A 19,291-nucleotide genomic window follows, 5' to 3' on the forward strand; every position below is an offset into this window, starting at 1 on the left:
TTCCGGTGAAGCCATCGCTGGTGCATTCGGGAGCCCACGCATCGACGCCGCGTGGATTGCGAAGGGGAATACGCCAGTTCCGTTCGGTACCCGAAGCCGCACTGTAGCCCCAGTAGAAGCGGATCACGGGCGAATGTCCGCGCTTTGTCGGATCGAGCTGGCGTGGAATGGGGCGACCATCGGAGTCCGCAGTGATATAGGCATTCGCCTTTAGCTTCGTTTCTTCTGTTCGGTGCAGACGATCATTCAGGCCGGCACACAACGCCTGTTCCGCCGCGTCATACCACTCGCCCGTGGAATTGACACCATGCACGAAGATGATGACGCCCGGCATGTGCGGCGGTATCCGGCACTCGGCGCGCACCTCGAAGCTCGACGGCGTGTGATAGGACTCCCAGTACGGCCGCCCCAGGTGATCGCGCTGCATCGGCACGACGCGCGTGGCGGTTGAATGCCGGTAGGGCTTCGGCGCATCGGCACTGTCTGCCGCGCTATCGGGCGGATTGGTCTTGTCGTTCATGAATCAGACTTCCTTGTGGTTCGGCAGGGTCAGCTTGAGTCCCTGGGCAACGTCCTTGCGGCTCAGCGAGGTCTCGCCCTGCTCGGTGGTGACGCCCTCAACGATCTGCCCATCGGCAAGCTCGATCCTGTAGGGGCGGTTCGCGACAGGGCGGCTCGTGATGCCGTCGCTCAGGATGAACCGCTCGTCGTTCGCGACATCCATCCGCCCCAACTTCGGCACCGGCAGCGACAGCGCGCCCGGCCCCTGCTTCCTGATGTCCGGCACCTTCAGGATCAGGCTGCCCGCCCCGCCGATCTCCACGTGGTCGCCTCGCACCTTGATATAGGCTGTGCCGCCGCCGCTCAACACCACGCCATTGGCCGCATTGACCGTAGCCGTGCCGTCCGCACTCGTGATCTGCACGTTTTTCTGCGCCACCAGTTCCATCGCATCGGACTGCGCCTGTATCTGCACCTTCCCGCGTGCCGCGAACATCCTGATGCCGAGCCGGTGCGCGAACAGCGACAGCACCTCGCCCGCCGCAACCGCCACGTTGCGCAGCGCCGTGACGTTGAACCGTGAAGACGTGGCCACGCTCACGTCCTTGCCCGCTGAAACCATGACCCGATCCGGCGTCACGAGGCCAATGCCGTGCGGTGCGGACAGCGCAATGACAGCCTTCTTCAGGTCTGCCAGTTCCTCCTTCAGCCACGCGTTTTCCGCCTTCAGGTCCGCCACGTCCGCTTTCGCCACGGTGGCCGCTTCGGCGATGCCCTGGGCCTGCGCCTGCGTGAGCGCAAACTGGTTCGTGGCGGCCGTCATGTCGGTCTGAAGGCCCAGCGCCTTCTCCTGCATGTCGGCCGATACCAGCACACCGCCGCCCGCGCGCACGTGTCCTTTCTGGTCCGTGCGCAGCTCGAAGCCCGCTCCTCTTTCCTTCTGGTTACGGTCAACCGTATAGCCCAGGTTCAGCTGTGTCTTGCCGTGCTCGGTTGCCAGCTTGATACGCTCGCGGTTCTCGCGGTCGTCCATCTCCAGCGTGTTGTTCGAGCGCGTGCGGATCGTGTTGCGCGTGCCCCAGGGCACGCTCGCCACAATCGGGTCCGTGTGCTGTGCCGTATGAAGCACCTGGCTGATATAGGGCAGATCGGGATTGCCCCACAGAAAGCCGATGGTGACGATGGTTCCCTCGATCAGGCCGAAGTGGAAACCGGTCTGATCCGGCCCGGCGAAAGGCTTCGCCAGCCGCATCGGGCAGCTTTGCAGGCCAGGAACACGCCTGTCGCGGTCTGAATGGATATGGACGATGTAGTCGCCCTGTCTGCCCAGATACGGGTCGCGCCAGCCGCCCGACGAGGCAACCGTGCCGGTGATGACGCCGTGAATCCTGGGCCACGTCTCTTCCTTCAGCGGCAGCCGGTACTGGCGGTCGGACGGAATCGCGTCGAACTTCACGTGATACGGTTCGCTGCGCGCGGCCCGGCACGTCGTGCGCACCACGAGCAGCCCGTGTTTCGCGTCCGGGAGTGTGTGGTTCGAGAGCTTGAGCACACTGCCGGGCGTCAGGTCCAGCATGTCGCACTGGCCGTGATACCCGATCTGTTCAGCCAGCGACGCCTCGCGCCGTAGCTGCGCCTCTTCCTTCGCTTCCTGTTCGCCCAGGTCCGGCGTGCCCCACGTATAGGCCTCGTCGTAGGTGGTGGGGTCATTGTGGATGCGGCTGGCCGCCTCCACCGGCTCCGAAACCGGCGTTTCGGTGCTGAACGTGCGCACCGTGTGTTTCGCGGGCACGCTCTTCGCGCGCATTTCGAGTTTGCTGACCGACTCGACGCCGCCGGTTTCCAGTCCGCCCAGGGGCCGGTAGGCAGCGGTCAGGCGGGCGGGGTCCCTGCGGTAGAACGCGTAGTCATCGCCAAAGCGCACCATCTCGCAGCGCTCGCCGGTGTCGCACACGAACCAGATGCCGGAGCGGCGGCACAGCCTGGTGATGAATGCCAGATCGTCTTCGCCCCACTGCATCACGAAGCTGCGCTTGCGATACGTGTGGTGCAGCCGGAACTCGAAACCGGCGAGCAGCCTGTCGAAGTGATGTTCGCGAAGAACCTGTTCGATGATCTCCGGAACCGACATGTCCAGAAAGAACCGGCATTTCGGCGCGTTGCGCAGCAGGGCGAGACGAGATTCGAGGACGATCTCGTAGAGCGACTGGTCGCGGTTGCTGGCCTTCAGCGCGAAGGCCGTGACGACGCCCTGCACACGCCGCGCCTCTTCGGGCTGGCTCCAGCGGTCCACGGGTGGCGGCTGGATCACGAACGCGCCTACACGGTGCAGGAAATCGCTACGCGACAGGTCGTGTCGGGGATGGGTGAACTGGATCGTGTACTTCGTCGGTTCGCCGATGCCGCGCTCGCCGTCGAACGCGTAGACGTCCGCGAGCGCGGCGGCCGGTGTGCCCTTCAGGTCCAGGCTGTAGAACGGGTGGATGTTGATGCCCGCGCGTGCGGCGGCATCGGAATACGCTGTTGCAGGAGTCAACGGTGCTCTCCCTGTCCGGCAGGAAATGAATGACAGATCAGCTGCCAGTCATACCGGATCAGGGCGCCACGCGTCTACGTGGCTTGACTATTGTTTGCAATGTAATGTGGGACGCGTAAACAATCTGCGAGGCATCGACATGCAACGAGGCGTGTGGGAAAGGATATGTATTGATGCGCGTCCCACGCCGCTTTTACCGGCACAGCCCGTGCCTGCACGGGAACGCGACCAAACGGGAACGGCGGGCTGCCGCAGGCAAATTGCGGCTAGTCAATCGTCTTCTCGCTACGAGCGCACGTAAAAATCCCATCGTCTTCGATGATCGCCTGCGCGCATACCGGCGACCCGGTTTCGATCAAGCGCTCCCCCAAGCACCGCCTCCCGCCCCGTCGATTCACGCATAGACCAACGCCAACAACTCCCGCCGCGAGGCCACGCCGAGCTTCGCGAACGCTCGCCGCGCGTAGGTCTCCACGGTCGACTGCTTGACGCCCAGCGCGCGGGCCACCGAATCCGTAGTCATGCCCTGCAGGAACGCGCGGCACACCGTCGCCTCGCGCGACGAGAGATTCACGCGCTGCTGCGCGAAATACGCGGCAAGCGCATCCGAGCCCGTGGAGCGGGCCGGCGCGCCGCCTTGCGCCGCGTCGGGTACACGGCCATGCAGCGCCGCCAGCGGCAACAGCAGATGACCCAACTGCCGCAGCACGCTCAGCTCGCGAATCGAAAACGCGGGCAGCCGCCGCGAGCGGCACACCGAGATCAGATAGCTTTCACCCTGCGCGGTGCGCGCGAGCATGCACTCGTCGTGGATGTCGCCCGCGTCGTAGACCTTGTGGCGCAGCTCGCCGTCTTCTATGCCGTACACCGAGATCTGCGTGAGCGTAATGTCTTCGCCGCGCTCCTGCCGCATGACGGCCTTGTCGCGCTGCACGAAGCGCTCGAAGTAGACCTGCATGATGCGGCGGATGTCGTCGGGCCGCGTGCCGTGGCTGCCGATCCAGTCCACCTCGAAGGCGGGCGAATCGGCGCTGCTGCGCTCCAGATGCAGCGCGTCGCAGTCCACGAAACGCACCACGCACTCGTACAGGCTCGCGACGAACTCCGGCGTGCCCACCGCGCTCAGCACGGGCGCAAGCGCGTCCACCATGTTCACGAGCTGCGGCAGTTCGGGCAAGCGCGGCAGCGCAATGGTGGCGCTCGTGGGCGAGCCGGTCTCCCGCACGTCGGCACAATTCATAGGATTGCCTCTTGATCCAGCGTTGTTTCGCGCATGCATACCACGACAAAAACGGGTCGCCTATGAGGACGCCGCCTGAGAAGGCAGGACGACCCATGACGTCTGTCCCCCCGTGACGGGGACAGACGTGCCTTTTTCGCGTTCGTACACTGCATCGACGGTCAATCAACAAGGTCAACCACGCAGTCGGTCAACGCGGGATGGAGAAAAAAGTGAAAGCGAGCAATCTGTTCGGAGTGCGCTTCAAAACGGTCGTACTGGCTCTGGCCGCCACGCTCTGCGCGGGCGCCCATGCCGAGCCCGAAGTCGTCAACGTCTACAACTGGGGCAACTCCATCGGCAAGGCAACCGTTGCCAACTTCGAGAAGGCGACCGGCATCCATGTCGTCTACCAGGAGTTCGACAGCAACGAAACGTTGCAGGCGAAGCTGCTCTCGGGCAACTCGGGCTACGACGTGGTGGTGCCCTCCGACGCGTTCTGGACGAAACAACTGCAGGCCGGCGTCTACCGCCCGATCGACCGGACGAAGCTGCCGAACTACACGCTGCTCGACCCCAGGCTCATGACCATGCTCAGCGCCGACGACCCCGGCAACCACTACGGCATTCCGTGGACGTGGGGCACCGACGGCCTCGGCATCAACGTGGAGCGCGTGAAAGCAGCGCTCGGCAAAGACGCGCCGCTCGACAGCCTCGCGCTGCTGTTCGATCCGGCCAATGCGGCAAAGCTCAAGCATTGCGGCATCTCGCTGCTCGATTCGCCGCGCGACATGTTCGGCGCCGCGCTCATGTACATGCACCGCGACCCGAACAGCACCAATCCGCGCGACTATCAGGATGCGCTCGGCGTGCTCAAGGCGATTCGCCCTTATGTCTCGCAGTTCAGCACCGGCAGCTATATCTCGGACCTCTCGGGCGGCGACGTCTGCATCGCATTCGGCTGGTCCGGCGACGTCAACGTCGCGCGGCGCGCGGCACTGGACTCGCATCGCTCGTATCACATCCAGTACGTGCTGCCGAAGGAAGGCAGCCCCATCTGGTTCGACGTGATGGCCATTCCGAAAGACGCGCCGCATCCCGAGGCCGCGCTCAAGTGGATCAACTTCGTGATCTCCGAGCAGGAGAGCGCGAACCTGACCAACGACACGTCGTACCCTACGGCCGTGCCGTCCGCGAACCGCCTCGTGCCGCACGAGGTGCTGGCCGACCCTGCCGTGTTCCCCACCGCCGAGCGGTTCGCGCAGCTGCAACCCGTCAAGCCGCTGCCCACGGACCTCAACCGCCTCATCACACGGCTCTGGCAGCAGTACAAGGCCGACTAGCGCCGGCGCATGGCGCGAGGCGCTGACAACACGACACACAGCGCCTCACCCGCCTCCGATTCCTCCTCGCCTTCCCTTTGCCGCCTGCGCCAGCACGCGGCCAGGGCCGGCTCGTCTCTACGGCTCATTTTCCACAGCTCATTTACGCTCATTTCTACGGGACCTTTACCGTGAAACTCAAGGCAATGGCACTCATCGCCGCCCTCACATTCGAGGCCACGGCACACGCGGCGGGCACGGGTGACACCGCCGGCAAGGCAGACAAGCTCGACGCAGCGCTTGGCGCATTGCGCGCACAGATCGCCGAACTCCAGGCCGAGGTGAAAACGCTGAAGGCCGAGCAGCGGGCCAAACAATCGAAGGCGAATACGCGCAGCGAGGCAGCGGCAACGGCGGTAGCCCCTGCGGCTTCGGCAACCACGACGCCGGAGGCCAGCCAGCCGTCCGCCGATACCACCGCACAGTCCACGCCCACGCTCGCGAACGACGACGTGCGCCAGATGCGCGAGCAGATCAACAACCTCTCGCTGAAAACCGACGCACTCGAAGACGCCGCCACGCACGGTCCCATTGCGGGCCTGAGCGTGACGGGCTACATCGACCCGGTCTACCTCTACAACCGTGCGCGCGGCGCGGGCAGCTTCCAGTTCCTGAACCACAACGCGGGCGTCTACGACTACTACGAAAGCACGATCGGCGACGTGTATCTCGACATCAAGAAGACCTTCGGCGTGGGGCCGCTCGCGCCTGCCGCGGAACTCGTGATCGAGCCGAATCGCGGTGCCGGCAATGGCCTCACCAACGAGCGCGGCGGCGTGGGCAACAACATCGTGACGCAGGCCGACGCCACCGTGCCGCTCAATTCGCTCACCACGCTCGTGGCGGGCCTCGTGCCGAGCCCCATCGGTTACGAGTTCCAGCCGTCGAACCAGATGGTCACGCTCACGCACAACCTGCTGTTCGACTTCAGCGAGCCCGGCAGCATCCTGGGCGTGGGCGTGAAGGGCAACAACGCCACCATGACGCGCTTCTGGCAGGTGTTCATCGCCAACGAGCAGTTGCACACGGCGGGCACCGTGGCCTCCGGCCCGAACAACACGTCGCACAGCAACTGGCTGCCCTCGCTCGTGGTGCGCTACGACAGCGTGCCTTCCACGGCGCTCGACATCGGCGTGGCCGGCATGGTTGGCCGCAGCACGCTGCTCTCGCCGTGCGCGAGCGGGTACGGCTACCAGTGCAACTCGTCGTCACCGTTCGGGATGATGCGTTACATCGAAACCGACCTCACCTACACACGCGACAAGCTGCAACTCAACGCACAGCTCGATTACGGCGAGCAGCAAAAGGGCGCATGGAACGGCGGCACCGCGCGCTGGTACGGCTTGTCGCTGCAAGGCCACCGCAAGTGGACGAGCGCGTGGCTGGGCCACATGGGCGCGACGCTGCGCTTCGACTACCTCGACAACTCCGCCAACGGCGGCGGCGCGCCGAACATTGCTTACGGGCTCTCCGGGTCCGTGCCGTCCGTGAACCCGACGAGCGGCTTCGGCCTCGACCCGGCGTGCTGGCGCGCCTCCACGACAAACGGCACAGAGTGCAAGGGCGCGCGCCGCTACGACCTCACCGCGGACCTGCTGTTCTACCCCACCGACCAGATCACCGTGAAGCTCGAATATCGCCACGACCAGGCCAATCACCCCGTGTTCCTGATGAACGACGGCAGCTATTCGCGCAGCAACGACCTGCTCGCCGCGCAGTTCCTCTATTCGTTCTGATTTGCCTGATTCGTTCTAACCGCTATCGCTTATGACCTTCGTTTCCGAACTCGACGCCACAGGCTCCCGCTACCGCGATCACACCTTCTACAACGCCGCCGTCTACACGGGCGGCGCTCATCCTCGCTACGTGGACTGCATGGTGACGCGCGCGGGCCGCGTGGCCTGGGTGGGCGAGCACGCGCAGCGACCCGACGCGTTTCGCGGCGGCGCGGCCACCGACCTGCGCGGCCGCATGGTGGTGCCTTCGTTCACAGATTCGCACGCGCATCCGGTAGACGGTTTCCAGCTGACCTGCGACGCCGACCTGGGCGGCATCCAGACCTTCGAGGGCATTCGCACAGCCGTGCAGCATTGCGCGCAGACCCATCCGCAGCGCACGTGGGTCGTGGCAGGCAACGTCGTGCTGGAAGCACTCGGCGAGCGATTGAACCGTGAAGCGCTGGACACGATGGTGCCCGACCGTCCGCTGCTGCTGATCGGCTACGACGTGCATTCGGGCTGCCTCAACACGGCGGCACTGCGCCTGCTCGGTATCGATGCCTCCACGTCCGACCCCGAAGGCGGCATCTACGGCCGCGCCGCCAACGGCGAGCCGAATGGTCTCGTGCATGAAGCCGCGCTGTACCGGCTCTTCTCTTACCTGCCGCAAATGAGCCCGACGGAATCTGCCACTGCATTGCGCAAGGCATTGCAGCAGGCGCACCGCTTCGGCGTGACGGGATGGTTCGACGCGATGGTGGGGCAGCGCCTGGTCGATGCCTACCAGCGTGCGGACAAGGCAGGCGAACTGCTCGCGCACGTGAGTCTTGGTCTGCTCGTGTCGCCCACGCTGCCGCTCGCACCGCAGATCGAGAAGATGAAGCACTGGCGCGCGTCATGCTCCACGGACCGCGTTCGCGCCCACACGGCGAAGATCTTCATCGACGGTGTGCTGGAAAGCCATACCGCGGCGCTGCTCGCGCCCTACGCCGACGCACCGCACGCAGGCGAAGCGCATTGGGCGCCCGCGCAGTTGCGCGAAGCGGTGTTCGCCGCCGACGCAGCGGGCTTCGATCTGCACTTTCACACCGTGGGCGACCGCGCGGTGCGCATGGCGCTCGACGCGCTCGATGCGCTGAACCGCGAGCGCGGCCCAGCCTATCTACGAGACCGCCGCGCGCAGCTCGCGCACGTGCAACTCATCGACGCGAGCGACGTGCCGCGCTTTCGCGAAACCGGTGCGATTGCGTCCATCCAGGCGGTCTGGGCCAACATGGAGCCTGCGTTAAGGCAGCTTTATACGTCGCTGCTGGGCGATGCGCGCATGAACCGGCAGTACGTATTCGCGGAATTGCAGCGTGCGGGCGCGATGCTCTCGGGTGGTTCGGACTGGCCGGTCTCCACGCAGAATCCGCTCGTGGCATTCGAAAGCGCCATGCGGCGCGCGACGCTCGGCGACCCGCGCGCCGCCGCGTTTCTGCCCGCGCAGTGCGTGGACCTCGACACGATGTTGCAGGCTCATACGTACCACTCGGCGTTCAGCCTGCGCCTTGACGATGCACTGGGCACGCTGGCCGCAGGCCGGCCGGCATCGTTCGCGGTACTGGAGCAAGACCTGCGCACGGTGGCGCCGCACGACGTCGCGCAGGTGGATGTCGCGATGACGGTGTTCGAGGGGAAAGCGGTCTACGGCGCAGTGGAGTGAGCGAAACTCGCGAAGACAGTCCTGCGCAGATTCAACGCAGGCCCCAACACAGCGCCGCTTCACGCTCACATGATCGCGCCCAACTGCCAGGGCACGAACTCGTTCTGTCCGTACCCGTGCAGTTCGCTCTTCGTGCGTTGCCCCGACGCCGTGGCAAGCATCAGCCGGAAGATCTCTTCGCCGGCCTGATCGACGGTCTGTTCGCCGTCCAGAATGCGGCCGCAGTTCACGTCGATGTCCTCTTCCTGGCGCTGCCACAGCGTGCTGTTGGTGCCCAGCTTCAGCGACGGTGACGGCGCGCATCCATAGGCCGAGCCGCGCCCCGTGGTGAAGCAGATCAGGTTCGCGCCGCCCGCCACCTGGCCCGTGGCGGAGACGGGGTCGTAGCCCGGCGTGTCCATGAACACGAGTCCATGCGCGCGTACGGGTTCGGCGTATTCGTAGGTTTCGACCAGCCGCGTCGTGCCGCCCTTCGCCACCGCGCCCAGCGACTTTTCGAGGATCGTGGTGAGCCCGCCCGCCTTGTTGCCCGCCGACGGATTGTTGTTCATGTTCGCGTTGAGCCGCGCGCAATACGCTTCCCACCAGCGCACGCGCGTAATCAGCTTCTTGCCGACTTCGCGCGAAATGGCGCGGCGCGTGAGCAGATGCTCCGCGCCGTAGATTTCAGGCGTCTCCGAAAGAATGGCCGTGCCGCCGTGCGCGACGAGCCGGTCCACCGCCGCGCCCAACGCGGGGTTCGCCGTGATGCCCGAGTAGCCGTCCGAGCCGCCGCATTGCAGACCCACCATCAGATGCTTCGCCTCCACGGGCTCGCGCGTTACGCGATTCGCGTCCGCGAGCAGCGCCTGCACCTGTTCGATGCCGGCGGCCACCGTGCGCGCCGTGCCGCCCGTCTGCTGGATCGTCAGCGTGCGCAGCCGCGCGCTGCGCTCCAGATGCTCGGACGCGACGAGCCCGTCGATCTGGTTCGTCTCGCAGCCCAGCCCCACGATCAGCACCGCGTAGAAGTTCGGATGCCGCGCGTAGCCCGCAAGCGTGCGGCGCAGCACGGCGAGCGGCTCGCCTTCGGCGTCGAGCGCACAGCCCTGGCCGTGCGTGAGCGCCACCACGCCGTCCACGTTCGGATAGTGTTCGAGCGCTTCAGGGTGAATGTCGCGGCGGAAGTGATCGGCAATGGCGCGCGCCACCGTGGCCGAGCAGTTCACGGAGGTCAGGATACCGACGTAATTGCGCGTGGCAATGCGGCCGTCGTCGCGGCGAATGCCGAGGAAGGTGGCGGGCTGCGCGGCCATCGCGGTTTCGTGCGCTTCCTCGCCGTAGGCGTAGTCGCGCTCGAAGTCGCCCATCGAAAGGTTATGCGTGTGCACGTGTTCGCCGCGGCGAATCGGCTTGCTCGCAAAGCCGATGATCTGGCCGTAGCGGCGCACCGGCGCGCCCGCGTTGATGTCGCGCAGCGCCACCTTGTGGCCCGGCGGAATCAGTCCGGCCACGTTGCCTTCGTCGTCGAGGCGCGTGCCGGGCAAGAGTTGCTCGCGTGCAATCGCCACGTCGTCGCGTGCGTCGAGCAGGATCAGCGCCTTCGCGAGGTTGCGAGGCGCAGCGATTTCAGAGGGCGTCATGACCGGTCTCCATAAGTTGCCGCGCCGCGCACGCCGACATAAAGCGAGTACAGCGACGTGCTCGCCGCAATGAACAGCCGGTTGCGATTCGGGCCGCCGAACACGAGGTTCGCCACCGTTTCGGGCACGAGAATCTTGCCGAGCAGCGTGCCGTCCGGTGCGTAGCAGTGAATGCCGTCCTCCGCGCTGGTCCAGACGTTGCCGTGCTCGTCCACACGCATGCCGTCGGGCACGCCGGGGGCTACGTCGACGAAGATGCGGCCGTTGCGTAGCGTGCCGTTCGCGTCCACGTCGAATACGCGGATGTGATGCGGGCCGCCTTCGATATGCGACGACCCCGAATCCGCCACGTAGAGACGCGTTTCGTCGGGCGAGAACGCGAGGCCGTTGGGCTTGGCGAAGTCGTCGGCCACGGGCGTCACCGCGCCGTTATCGGGCGACACCCGGTACACGTTGCAGTTGCCGATTTCGCTCTCCGCACGGTAGCCCTCGTAGTCGCCCAGGATGCCGTAGTCGGGGTCGGTGAACCATATCGAGCCGTCCGAGCGCACGATCACGTCGTTCGGTGAATTGAGCCGCTTACCTTCGTAGCGGTCCGCGATCACGGTGATGCGACCGTCGTGCTCCGTGCGCGTCACGCGCCGCGTGCCGTGCTCGCAGGTGACGAGACGGCCTTCGCGGTCCAGCGTGTTGCCGTTGCTGAAGTTCGAGCACGCGCGGAACACGCCCACGCCTGCGCCCGGCACCCAGCGCAGCATGCGGTTGTTCGGAATGTCGCTCCACGCGAGGAATTCGGCGGCGGGAAACCAGACCGGCCCTTCGGCCCACATGCAGCCGCCCGCGAGCTTTTCGAACTGCGCGTTCGGTTGCAGCAGCGCCCGAAAGCGGGCGTCGTGGACTTCGTATTCGTTGGGTTGCATTGTTGGACCCTCGTTCTGTCGTTCTGTAGCAAATGGCAAAACAGCCTGCACACAAGATGGCTAGCGCGCGGGCCGGCCGCCCGCCAGCGCCACCACCGCGATGATCAGAAGCCCGTAGACCACCGAGCGCACGCCGGCACCGGCGCCCAGCGCATTGAGCATGGCGTTGGTGAGAAAAAGGAACATCGAGGCGCCCCACACGCCCGCCACGGATGCGCGGCCGCCCGTCACCAGCGTGCCGCCGATCACCACCACCGCGACGGAAATCAGCATGTACTCCACGCCCATGTCGAGCGCCGCGCCGCCCGACACGGCAGCCAGCAGCAGGCCCGTGAGCGCGGCGAAGGTAGCGCACAGCATGTACGTGAGGCAGCGCACGCGCTCTACCTTCACGCCGGCAAGCCAGGCCGCACGCGCGTTCTGCCCAAGCGCCGAGAGACCGCGGCCGAACACCGTGCGATAGAGCAGCAGCGCCAGCACGATCGAAATGACGAGCACGAGCCACGCGACGTTCGGCAAACCGATGAAGCGATCGTGCGAGAAAGCCTGCAGCGCGGGCGGCGGAGGCGGCATGTCACGGCTTTGCGTAATCGCGACGGACTGCACGATGAAGCTCGACGAGAGCGTGGCGATGATGGGCGGAATGCGCAGCAGGCGGATCAGCAGATAGTTCGCAAGACCGATCAGCACGCCCACGGCGAGCGCCACACCAATGCCCGCCGCGATCATGCTGTCCTGGCTCTTCATGACCTGCACGCCCACCACGCCGCTCAACGCGATGGCCGACGGGATCGAAAGATCGACGTTGCCGGGCCCCGCCGTGATGACGAGCATCTGGCCGAGGCCCACGAACACCATGAAGATAGCGAACACGAGCGCCGTTGCGACCACGTTGCCCGCAATCCCGAAGCCGAACACGCCCGCGATCACGAGCCACACGAGCACCGCGCCCACCACGGACCAGAGCCACGGCGCCTGCGATGGCTTGAAGCGAGAAGCCAGTTGCGAGAGCGGCGTGCCTGCACTGGATTCGTCGCGTTCGTGCTGCGGGTCGCGCGCGTGATGAACAGCCGGCACGGGCTCCACCTCGCGGCGGGTTTCCTGGGCGCCGCTCATTGTTCGCCTCCCCGTTGTTGCAGCAGCACGCGCAGCGAGAGCACGACGATCAGAATCGCGCCCTGCACGGCGATCTGCCAGTCCGACGACACATTGAGAAAGGCGAGGAACGACGCCGCCAGCGTAAGCGTCACCGCGCCCAGCACGGCGCCGATCACGGAAACGCGGCCGCCCACGAATTCGCCGCCGCCCAGAATCACCGCGGCAATGGACATCAACGTGTAGCGCAACGCGAGGTTGGCATCCGCGGACGTGGTGAGCCCGAGCAGACACAGTCCCGAAAGCACGCCGAAGAGCGCCGCCACCGCATAGAGCGTGGCCTTGCTGCGCACAAGCGACCAGCCGAAGCGGCTCATCGCGCGCGGATTGCCGCCCGCGCCGCGCAAACGCACACCCACCGACGAGCGCATCAACAGCAGATGCCCCGCCACGGCAATCACCGTGGACCACAGAATGGGCGCGGCAACGAATGGCGTCTGATAGCCCATCACCGTGCTGATCCACGCCGGGCTCGTGCCGCCCGGCGAAGGCAGCAGCAGCACCGCCAGGCCGTTCCAGACGAACGAAAGACCGAGCGTGACGACGATCGATGGAATCTGGCGCATCTCCACGAGTGCGCCCACAGCGGCATAGAGCACCACACAGCCCGCGAGCGCCGCCACGCCGATAAGCGGCTGGTTCACGAGCAACGTAGCGCCGATGCATGCCACGAGGCTCACGAACGGGCCAATCGAAAGATCGAGGTCGTTCGCCGTGATGATGGCGAGTTGCGCGAGCGTGGCCAGCACGAGCGGCACGGCCAGATTCAGCAACAGCCCCAGGCCGAAGTAGCTGAACGTAGCCGGCTGCAGAAAGAAGATGGGCACGAGCACCGCCACCAGCGAGAACGCGGGCAGCAACGCGCGCAGACGCGCCCGGTCGAGCGTGAGCGTCATGCGTGAGCCTCCTCGAAGCTGGCCGCCAGCAGCGACTGCTCGTTGCATTCGTGCGCGAGCAGCATGCGCGTGATGCCGCCCGCGCGAAACACGTAGGTGCGGTCGCAGTAGGCGAATTCGTCGTTCTCGGTGGTGTACCAGATGAACGTGCGGCCGCGCGCGGCCTCGTTGCGCACGAGTTGGTAGATGTCGCGCTTGGTGCCGATGTCGACACCGCGCGTGGGGTCGTCCATGAGAATCAGTTGGGCATCCGAAGCGAGTGCGCGTGCGAACAGCACCTTCTGCTGGTTGCCGCCCGAAAGCGAAAGGATGTTGGCTTTCATCGGCGCACCACGAATGCCGATGCGTTCGCGCCATGCGTCGGCCACGTCCTGCGCGGCGCGTCCGTCGATCAAACTGGGCAAGCCCGGTCGCCGCGCAGTGCCATTCTTCATGCGGTCGAGCAGCCAGCGAATGTCGAGGTTCTGCGCGATGGACCATAGCGGAAACACGCCGTCGCGTGCGCGGTCGCCGGCTACGAACGCCACGCGCTCATGGCTTTTCGTGGCCGCTTCGTAGATGGAGAGCAGCGCCTCGCTCTGCCCCTGGCCCGCCAGACCCGCAAGGCCGATCACCTCGCCGCGTGGCGCTTCGATGTTCCATTGCCGATGCGCGCCAAGCGCCCAGCGCCAGGCGGCCGCGCCCTGCGTGGCGGCGCTGCGCGCGCCTTGCGCCGCAGCGGCGGCGTCAGGCTCGACGTCCACGTGCTGGCCCATCGCGCGAATGATGGCGTCGTGCGTGATCGACTCGCGCGGCAGCACCGCGGCCACGCGCCCGTCGCGCATCACGAGCACGCGGTGCGCGGCTTCGGCGATCTCGCCCAGCATGTGGCTGATGAGAATGGTGGCGATGCCGCGCTCGCCCGCACGGCGGATGTATGCGAGCAATTGCTGGGCCGTGTGCGCGTCCAGACTCGAGGTAGGCTCGTCGAGAATCACGAGCTTGACGGGGTCGCCCGTCACCGTGAAGGCGCGCGCAATTTCGACCATCTGACGCTGCGTGAGCGTGAGGTCGCCGATCAGTTCATGGCCCTTCAGCCCGTGGCCCGGAAAGATCGCGTCGAGCTGTTCGCGCATGAGGCGCGTGGCGCGCTTGCGCCAGTCGCCGCCGCGCAGCCCCGGATGCACGATGGTCATGTTCTCCGCCACGCTCAGGTTCGCGCAAAGCGATAGCTCCTGAAACACGCAGCGCACGCCCGCGGCACGCGCGGCGTTGGGATCGTAGTGACTCACCTCGCGCCCATCGATGGCAAGGGTGCCCTCTTCGGGCAGGAACACGCCCGTCAGCACCGCCATCAGCGTGGACTTGCCCGCGCCGTTGTGGCCGGCAATGCCCACGCACTCGCCCGCGCGAAAATCGAAGCTCACGTTGGAGAGCGCCTTCACGCGCCCGAACGTCTTGCCGATGCCGGCAAGGCGGATCAGCACCTCGGCGTGCTGCGGCGTGGCGTTCGATACAGCTGGATCGTTCAATGCCCGACTCCCTGGTGTCGTGTCTTTCGCGGTGCCGCCTGCAACGTTTTGCGACGTGTTTTACGATGCCGCGGCGCGCATGACGAACACTGCGCGCCGCGCTTCACGCCCGCCGGCAACCTACTTCGCGTCCACCACCTTGAGCACTTCGTCGCGCGTATAGAGCTTGTTCGCGAGCCCGCCTTGCGGGGTCTTCGCGAGCACGCTGTCGAGCTGGTCGGCCTGCACTTCGAGCAGCGGCATCTGGACGTCGTGCGGCAGCTTCTTGCCCGCGAGCAGCTGTTGCGCCACCCAGAACGCGAAGGTCGAGCAGCCCGGCGGAATGGTGACGGAAAGCGTGTCGTAGTTGCCCGTCTTGCGCTGCGCCGCCCACCAGGCGAGTTCTTCCTGGCGGTTGCCGAGAATGATGATGGGCGTGGGTCGGCCGGCTTCCTTGATCGCATTGGCCGCGCCGTAGCCGTCGCCGCCTTGCGCGACGACGCCATCGATCTTCGGCAGCGTGGGCAGAATGCCGGCCACCTGCTTCTGCGCTACCGTCTGCGTCCAGTCGCCATGCACCGAGCCGACAACCTTGAGGCCCGGATACTTCTTGAGTTCGTCCACGATGCCGCGATGAATTTCGTCGTCCACCGAAACGCCCGCCAGCCCGCGAATTTCGAGCAGGTTGCCCTTGCCGTTCAGGCGCTTCGCCATGTAATCCACCTGCATGGAGCCGAGCTTGTGGAAGTCCACGGCAATGCGATAGGCGCAGGGTTCGGTGGCAATGCCGTCGAACGTGACCACCGTTACGCCGGCTCCGCAGGCCTGCTTGATGACACCGTTGAGCGCGGTGGGCGACGCGGCGTCGATCACGATGGCCTTGTAGCCCTGGAGGATCAGGTTCTGGATCTGCTGCGCCTGCTCGGTGGCCTGGTTCTCCGCGGTGGTGAAGGTGGGGGCCGCAGCCACGACGCCGGACTTCACGGCCGGGTCTGCCACCTCGGCCCAGCTTTTCAACATGGTCTGCCGCCAGCTGTTGCCCGCGTAGTTGTTGGAAAGCGCGATTTTCATGGATGAGGTGTTGCCGGTGGCGGCCTGCCCATACGCCATGCCGACAGCGCCGGCCATGCAGAGTCCGAGAACTGCTGAAGCGAGTAACGAACGCACTTGCTGTCTCCTTTCTGTTATGTGCGGATACGCGCATTGCCGCGTGTGTTGCCAGCCGCGTTGCCTGATGAAGCTTGGCCAGGCCGGCAGCGGACGGCGACGCGGCGGGAAGGCGTGACCGGTGGCGGCGACTGTGCCGATGGCACTAACGGTCGCAGCAGGCAACTAATATACTAGTTGAACGGCTCGCTGTGAGCATTTCCACGAGCATTTTTTTGTCTTCCGTCGCCGGCCGCATTACCCTGCCCCCATGAAATCAGAACGTAACGATCCACAGCAGTTCATCGCACGCGTGCTGCCCGGCAAGCCGGCCCTCGACCGCGCCCAGCCGCTTTCCACGCAAATCTACAAGCTGTTGCGCGAAGCTATTGTGACTATGGCGATCCTGCCGGGGGATGTGATCTTCGAACGCGCGCTCAGCGAGACGCTGGGCATTTCCCGCACGCCCGTGCGCGAAGCGCTTCAGCAGCTCGCGCGGGAAGAACTGGTGACGATTGCCGCGCAGTCCGGCACGTTCGTCGCGCCCGTGCGCCGCGAGCAGTTCGCTGAAAGCGCGCTGCTGCGGCGCGTGCTGGAAAGCGCCAGCATTCGCCGTGCTGCCGAGTGCATCAGCGACCGTGAACTGCATCTGCTGCACGACATTCAGGAAATGCACCGGCGCGCCGTGGAACGCGGCGATTCGGTGGAATCGATCCGCCAGGACAACCGCTTTCACACGACGGTGGGCAGTGCAGCGCAGTTGCCGAAAGCGCTCCAGCTGATCGAACTGGTGCGCGCGCCGATTGACCGCGTGCGCTACGTCACCGCCCGCGAGCCCGAAGAAGGCGCGCTCACGCTCGCGCAACACCAGCAGGTGATCGACGCACTCGTGCGGCACGATCCCGATGCCGCCGAGCGTGCCCTGCTCGCTCATCTCGACGATGCGCTACAGCGCCAGCAGCGTGTGTTCGACGCACACGTGGATTTGTTCGAGAGCGAGGAATGAAAAAGGGCGGCCTGTGCCGCCCTTGAGCCCTGGAAGCACCGCGCGTGCTTCGTGATCCGTTAGTGATCCGTCAGCGATACGTTGGCCGTTCGCTTAACCCCGCGCCCCCGCAAGCCTGAATCCACCCACCGCCTGAGCGAGCCTCTCGGCCTCTTCGCGCAAGAGCGCCGCCGATGCCGCCGACTGCTCCACCAGCGCCGCATTCTGCTGCGTCGAATGATCGAGCTGCGAAAGCGCCTGGTTGACCTGACCGAGCCCGGTGCTCTGCTCGTTCGTCGCCACGCTGATTTCGCCGATCACGTTCGTGATGCCGCGCACGCCTTCCACAATCTCGTCCATCGTCGTGCCCGCGGTCTGCACGAGGCGCGAACCCGCCTCGATCTTCCCGACCGACGACTCGATCAGCGTCTTGATTTCCCGCGCCGCCTGCGCGCTGCGCTGCGCAAGCGCGCGCACTTCGCCGGCCACCACCGCGAAGCCGCGGCCGTGCTCGCTGGCGCGCGCCGCCTCCACCGCCGCATTGAGCGCGAGGATGTTGGTCTGGAAGGCGATGCCGTCGATCACGCCGATGATGTCCGCAATCTCCGTCGAGGCCTGGGTGATCTGGTTCATCGTGGAAACCACTTCGCTCACCACCTGGCCGCCGCGCATCGCGACACCGGAGGCCGATGCCGCGAGCTGGCTCATCTGCGCCACCGCATCTGCGGAGTTGCGTGCGGTGCCCGCAATCTCTTCGAGTGCGGCAGCGGTTTGCTCGAGGCTCGACGCGGTGTGCTCGGTACGGCTCGACAGATCCTGGTTGCCCTGCGCAATCTCCGAACTGGCCACGCGCACCGACTCGCTACTCTCGCGAATCTGCAACAGCGTCGTGCTGATTTTTCCGGTGAACAGGTTGAAGGCGCGCGCGATCTGCGCGGCTTCGTCGTTACCCTCTGCGGGCAGGCGCTTCGAGAGATCGCCGCTGCCGCTGCTCACGTCGTTGAGCGCGTCGCGCACGAGCAGGATGCGCCGGAACGCAGCATTCGTGAGCGCGCCCACCAGCGCCGCCGCCACCAGCACGACGACGACGATGCAGGCGAGCGTCGTGGCGGCCACGGCGCGCATGCCAGCCGTCACGTCCGACTTGTCGAGCGCGAGCACGAGGCGCCAGTCGGTGCCGGCAATCGGCTCGGCGCGCAGCAGCTTCGTTGCGCCGTCGATGGTCACTTCGATGGGCGCGTCGGCCGACTGCAGCGAATCGAGCGCCTGGGCCGTGAGGTCCGGCGAAAGATCCGTGGCGGGCTTCATGATGAGGTCGGTCTTGCCGAGGGCCAGCAGATTGCCGCTCTTGTCGACGAGAAACGCCGAACTGGCCGGCGTGGGATGAATGGCGGCCACGATGCCGCTCACGCCCTCCAGCAGCACGCCCGCAGCGATGGCGCCTTTCATCGAACCGTCACGCATGACGGGCGCAACGAACGAGAACGTGGGCTTGCCCGTCACGGCATCGCGATAGATGCTGGTCACGATGGGATGGCCCGCGGCCACCACCTGCTTGTACCAGGGCCGCGCCGTGGGATCGTAGCCGGCCGGCAGCGGCGTGGGCGAGTAAGCCGTCTTGTCGGCCAGACCCAGCGTCACCGCAATGAAACCGCCGGACTGCATGACGAGCCGCAGGGACGGCATCGGGTCGCCCTCGCCCACGGGCACGGCGTCGGCCAGCACGCCAATCTGCTTCGCGCGGCTTGCGATCCATTGGTCGATGGCGAGCGCCTGGCCTGCGAGCGTCGACTTCAGGTTCTCGTTGATGGTCTCGTCGTTGTGCTGCTTGACCACGACATAGACAAGACCGCCGGTGACAATGAGCGCCGTGGCGACGATAGCGACACAGGTCGCGAGAATACGCGCTCGGATCGATGCAAGCATGCTGAGTTTTTCCTTTCTTATTCGTGACGATGGGTGACTGACTTCCGGAAAAAAGATCTCCGGACGGTTTATCGGCACGAAGGGGAAAAA

General features: G+C 65.8%; 14 protein-coding genes. 4 read left to right on the top strand and 10 right to left on the bottom strand.

What is annotated here, in order from left to right; genetic code table 11:
- From PKKP23_RS00005 to PKKP23_RS00015, 3 genes are all read right to left on the bottom strand, one after another.
- A partial coding sequence (locus PKKP23_RS00005) for a T6SS effector phospholipase Tle3 domain-containing protein (RefSeq protein ID WP_420873174.1) occupies positions 1-520 on the bottom strand: 520 nt, incomplete at its 3' end.
- Between the two features lie 3 nt (positions 521-523).
- Positions 524-3,037 carry a type VI secretion system Vgr family protein gene (locus PKKP23_RS00010; RefSeq protein WP_126875327.1) on the bottom strand — a complete coding sequence of 838 codons (2,514 nt, stop codon included), beginning with the start codon at positions 3,035-3,037 and terminating at the stop codon, positions 524-526.
- Positions 3,038-3,431: 394 nt separating this feature from the next.
- Positions 3,432-4,277: a helix-turn-helix transcriptional regulator gene (locus PKKP23_RS00015; RefSeq protein WP_126875328.1), complete on the bottom strand. Its 846-nt coding sequence runs from the start codon at positions 4,275-4,277 to the stop codon at positions 3,432-3,434.
- A gap of 200 nt (positions 4,278-4,477) precedes the next feature.
- On the opposite strand from PKKP23_RS00015, the gene PKKP23_RS00020 reads away from it, so the two are divergent.
- The 3 genes from PKKP23_RS00020 to PKKP23_RS00030 all read left to right on the top strand — a co-directional run bounded on the left by PKKP23_RS00020 (position 4,478) and on the right by PKKP23_RS00030 (position 9,061).
- Positions 4,478-5,599 (top strand): extracellular solute-binding protein, encoded by a 1,122-nt coding sequence (locus PKKP23_RS00020; protein WP_126875329.1) that lies wholly within the window; start codon positions 4,478-4,480, stop codon positions 5,597-5,599.
- Positions 5,600-5,784: 185 nt separating this feature from the next.
- Complete coding sequence (locus tag PKKP23_RS00025; RefSeq protein ID WP_126875606.1) at positions 5,785-7,374, top strand: DUF3138 family protein; 1,590 nt, start codon at positions 5,785-5,787, stop codon at positions 7,372-7,374.
- A 31-nt stretch (positions 7,375-7,405) separates the two neighbouring features.
- The gene (locus PKKP23_RS00030; RefSeq protein ID WP_126875330.1) at positions 7,406-9,061 is read left to right on the top strand and encodes an amidohydrolase; all 1,656 of its coding nucleotides are present in this window, start codon (positions 7,406-7,408) and stop codon (positions 9,059-9,061) included.
- Between the two features lie 65 nt (positions 9,062-9,126).
- Here the strand turns inward: PKKP23_RS00030 and PKKP23_RS00035 are convergent, their stop codons facing one another.
- The 6 genes from PKKP23_RS00035 to PKKP23_RS00060 form a co-directional block, all read right to left on the bottom strand.
- Complete coding sequence (locus tag PKKP23_RS00035; RefSeq protein WP_126875331.1) at positions 9,127-10,683, bottom strand: UxaA family hydrolase; 1,557 nt, start codon at positions 10,681-10,683, stop codon at positions 9,127-9,129.
- Positions 10,680-11,603, bottom strand: a complete 924-nt coding sequence (locus PKKP23_RS00040) for an SMP-30/gluconolactonase/LRE family protein (protein WP_017774809.1) — start codon at positions 11,601-11,603, stop codon at positions 10,680-10,682. The genes PKKP23_RS00035 and PKKP23_RS00040 overlap by 4 nt, the downstream gene beginning before the upstream one ends.
- A 60-nt stretch (positions 11,604-11,663) precedes the next feature.
- Positions 11,664-12,719: an ABC transporter permease gene (locus PKKP23_RS00045; protein WP_240658653.1), complete on the bottom strand. Its 1,056-nt coding sequence runs from the start codon at positions 12,717-12,719 to the stop codon at positions 11,664-11,666.
- Entirely contained in the window at positions 12,716-13,654 is a 939-nt protein-coding gene (locus tag PKKP23_RS00050) for an ABC transporter permease (RefSeq protein WP_126875332.1), read from the bottom strand. The genes PKKP23_RS00045 and PKKP23_RS00050 overlap by 4 nt, the downstream gene beginning before the upstream one ends.
- Positions 13,651-15,165 carry an ATP-binding cassette domain-containing protein gene (locus PKKP23_RS00055; RefSeq protein ID WP_126875333.1) on the bottom strand — a complete coding sequence of 505 codons (1,515 nt, stop codon included), beginning with the start codon at positions 15,163-15,165 and terminating at the stop codon, positions 13,651-13,653. Before PKKP23_RS00055 ends, PKKP23_RS00050 begins: the two co-directional genes overlap by 4 nt.
- Before the next feature lie 120 nt (positions 15,166-15,285).
- Positions 15,286-16,254: an ABC transporter substrate-binding protein gene (locus PKKP23_RS00060; RefSeq protein ID WP_017774805.1), complete on the bottom strand. Its 969-nt coding sequence runs from the start codon at positions 16,252-16,254 to the stop codon at positions 15,286-15,288.
- Between the two features lie 307 nt (positions 16,255-16,561).
- Between PKKP23_RS00060 and PKKP23_RS00065 the strand changes: the two genes are divergently transcribed.
- A complete protein-coding gene (locus PKKP23_RS00065; protein WP_017774804.1) occupies positions 16,562-17,296 on the top strand; it encodes a GntR family transcriptional regulator in 735 nt (244 codons plus the stop codon).
- A gap of 93 nt (positions 17,297-17,389) precedes the next feature.
- Here PKKP23_RS00065 and PKKP23_RS00070 read toward each other — a convergent pair whose 3' ends face one another.
- The gene (locus PKKP23_RS00070; RefSeq protein WP_126875334.1) at positions 17,390-19,201 is read right to left on the bottom strand and encodes a methyl-accepting chemotaxis protein; all 1,812 of its coding nucleotides are present in this window, start codon (positions 19,199-19,201) and stop codon (positions 17,390-17,392) included.
- Positions 19,202-19,291: the final 90 nt, after the last annotated feature.

The sequence above is a fragment of the Paraburkholderia kururiensis JCM 10599 = LMG 19447 genome (assembly GCF_003986935.1).
GTDB classification, from domain to species: Bacteria; Pseudomonadota; Gammaproteobacteria; order Burkholderiales; family Burkholderiaceae; genus Paraburkholderia; species Paraburkholderia kururiensis.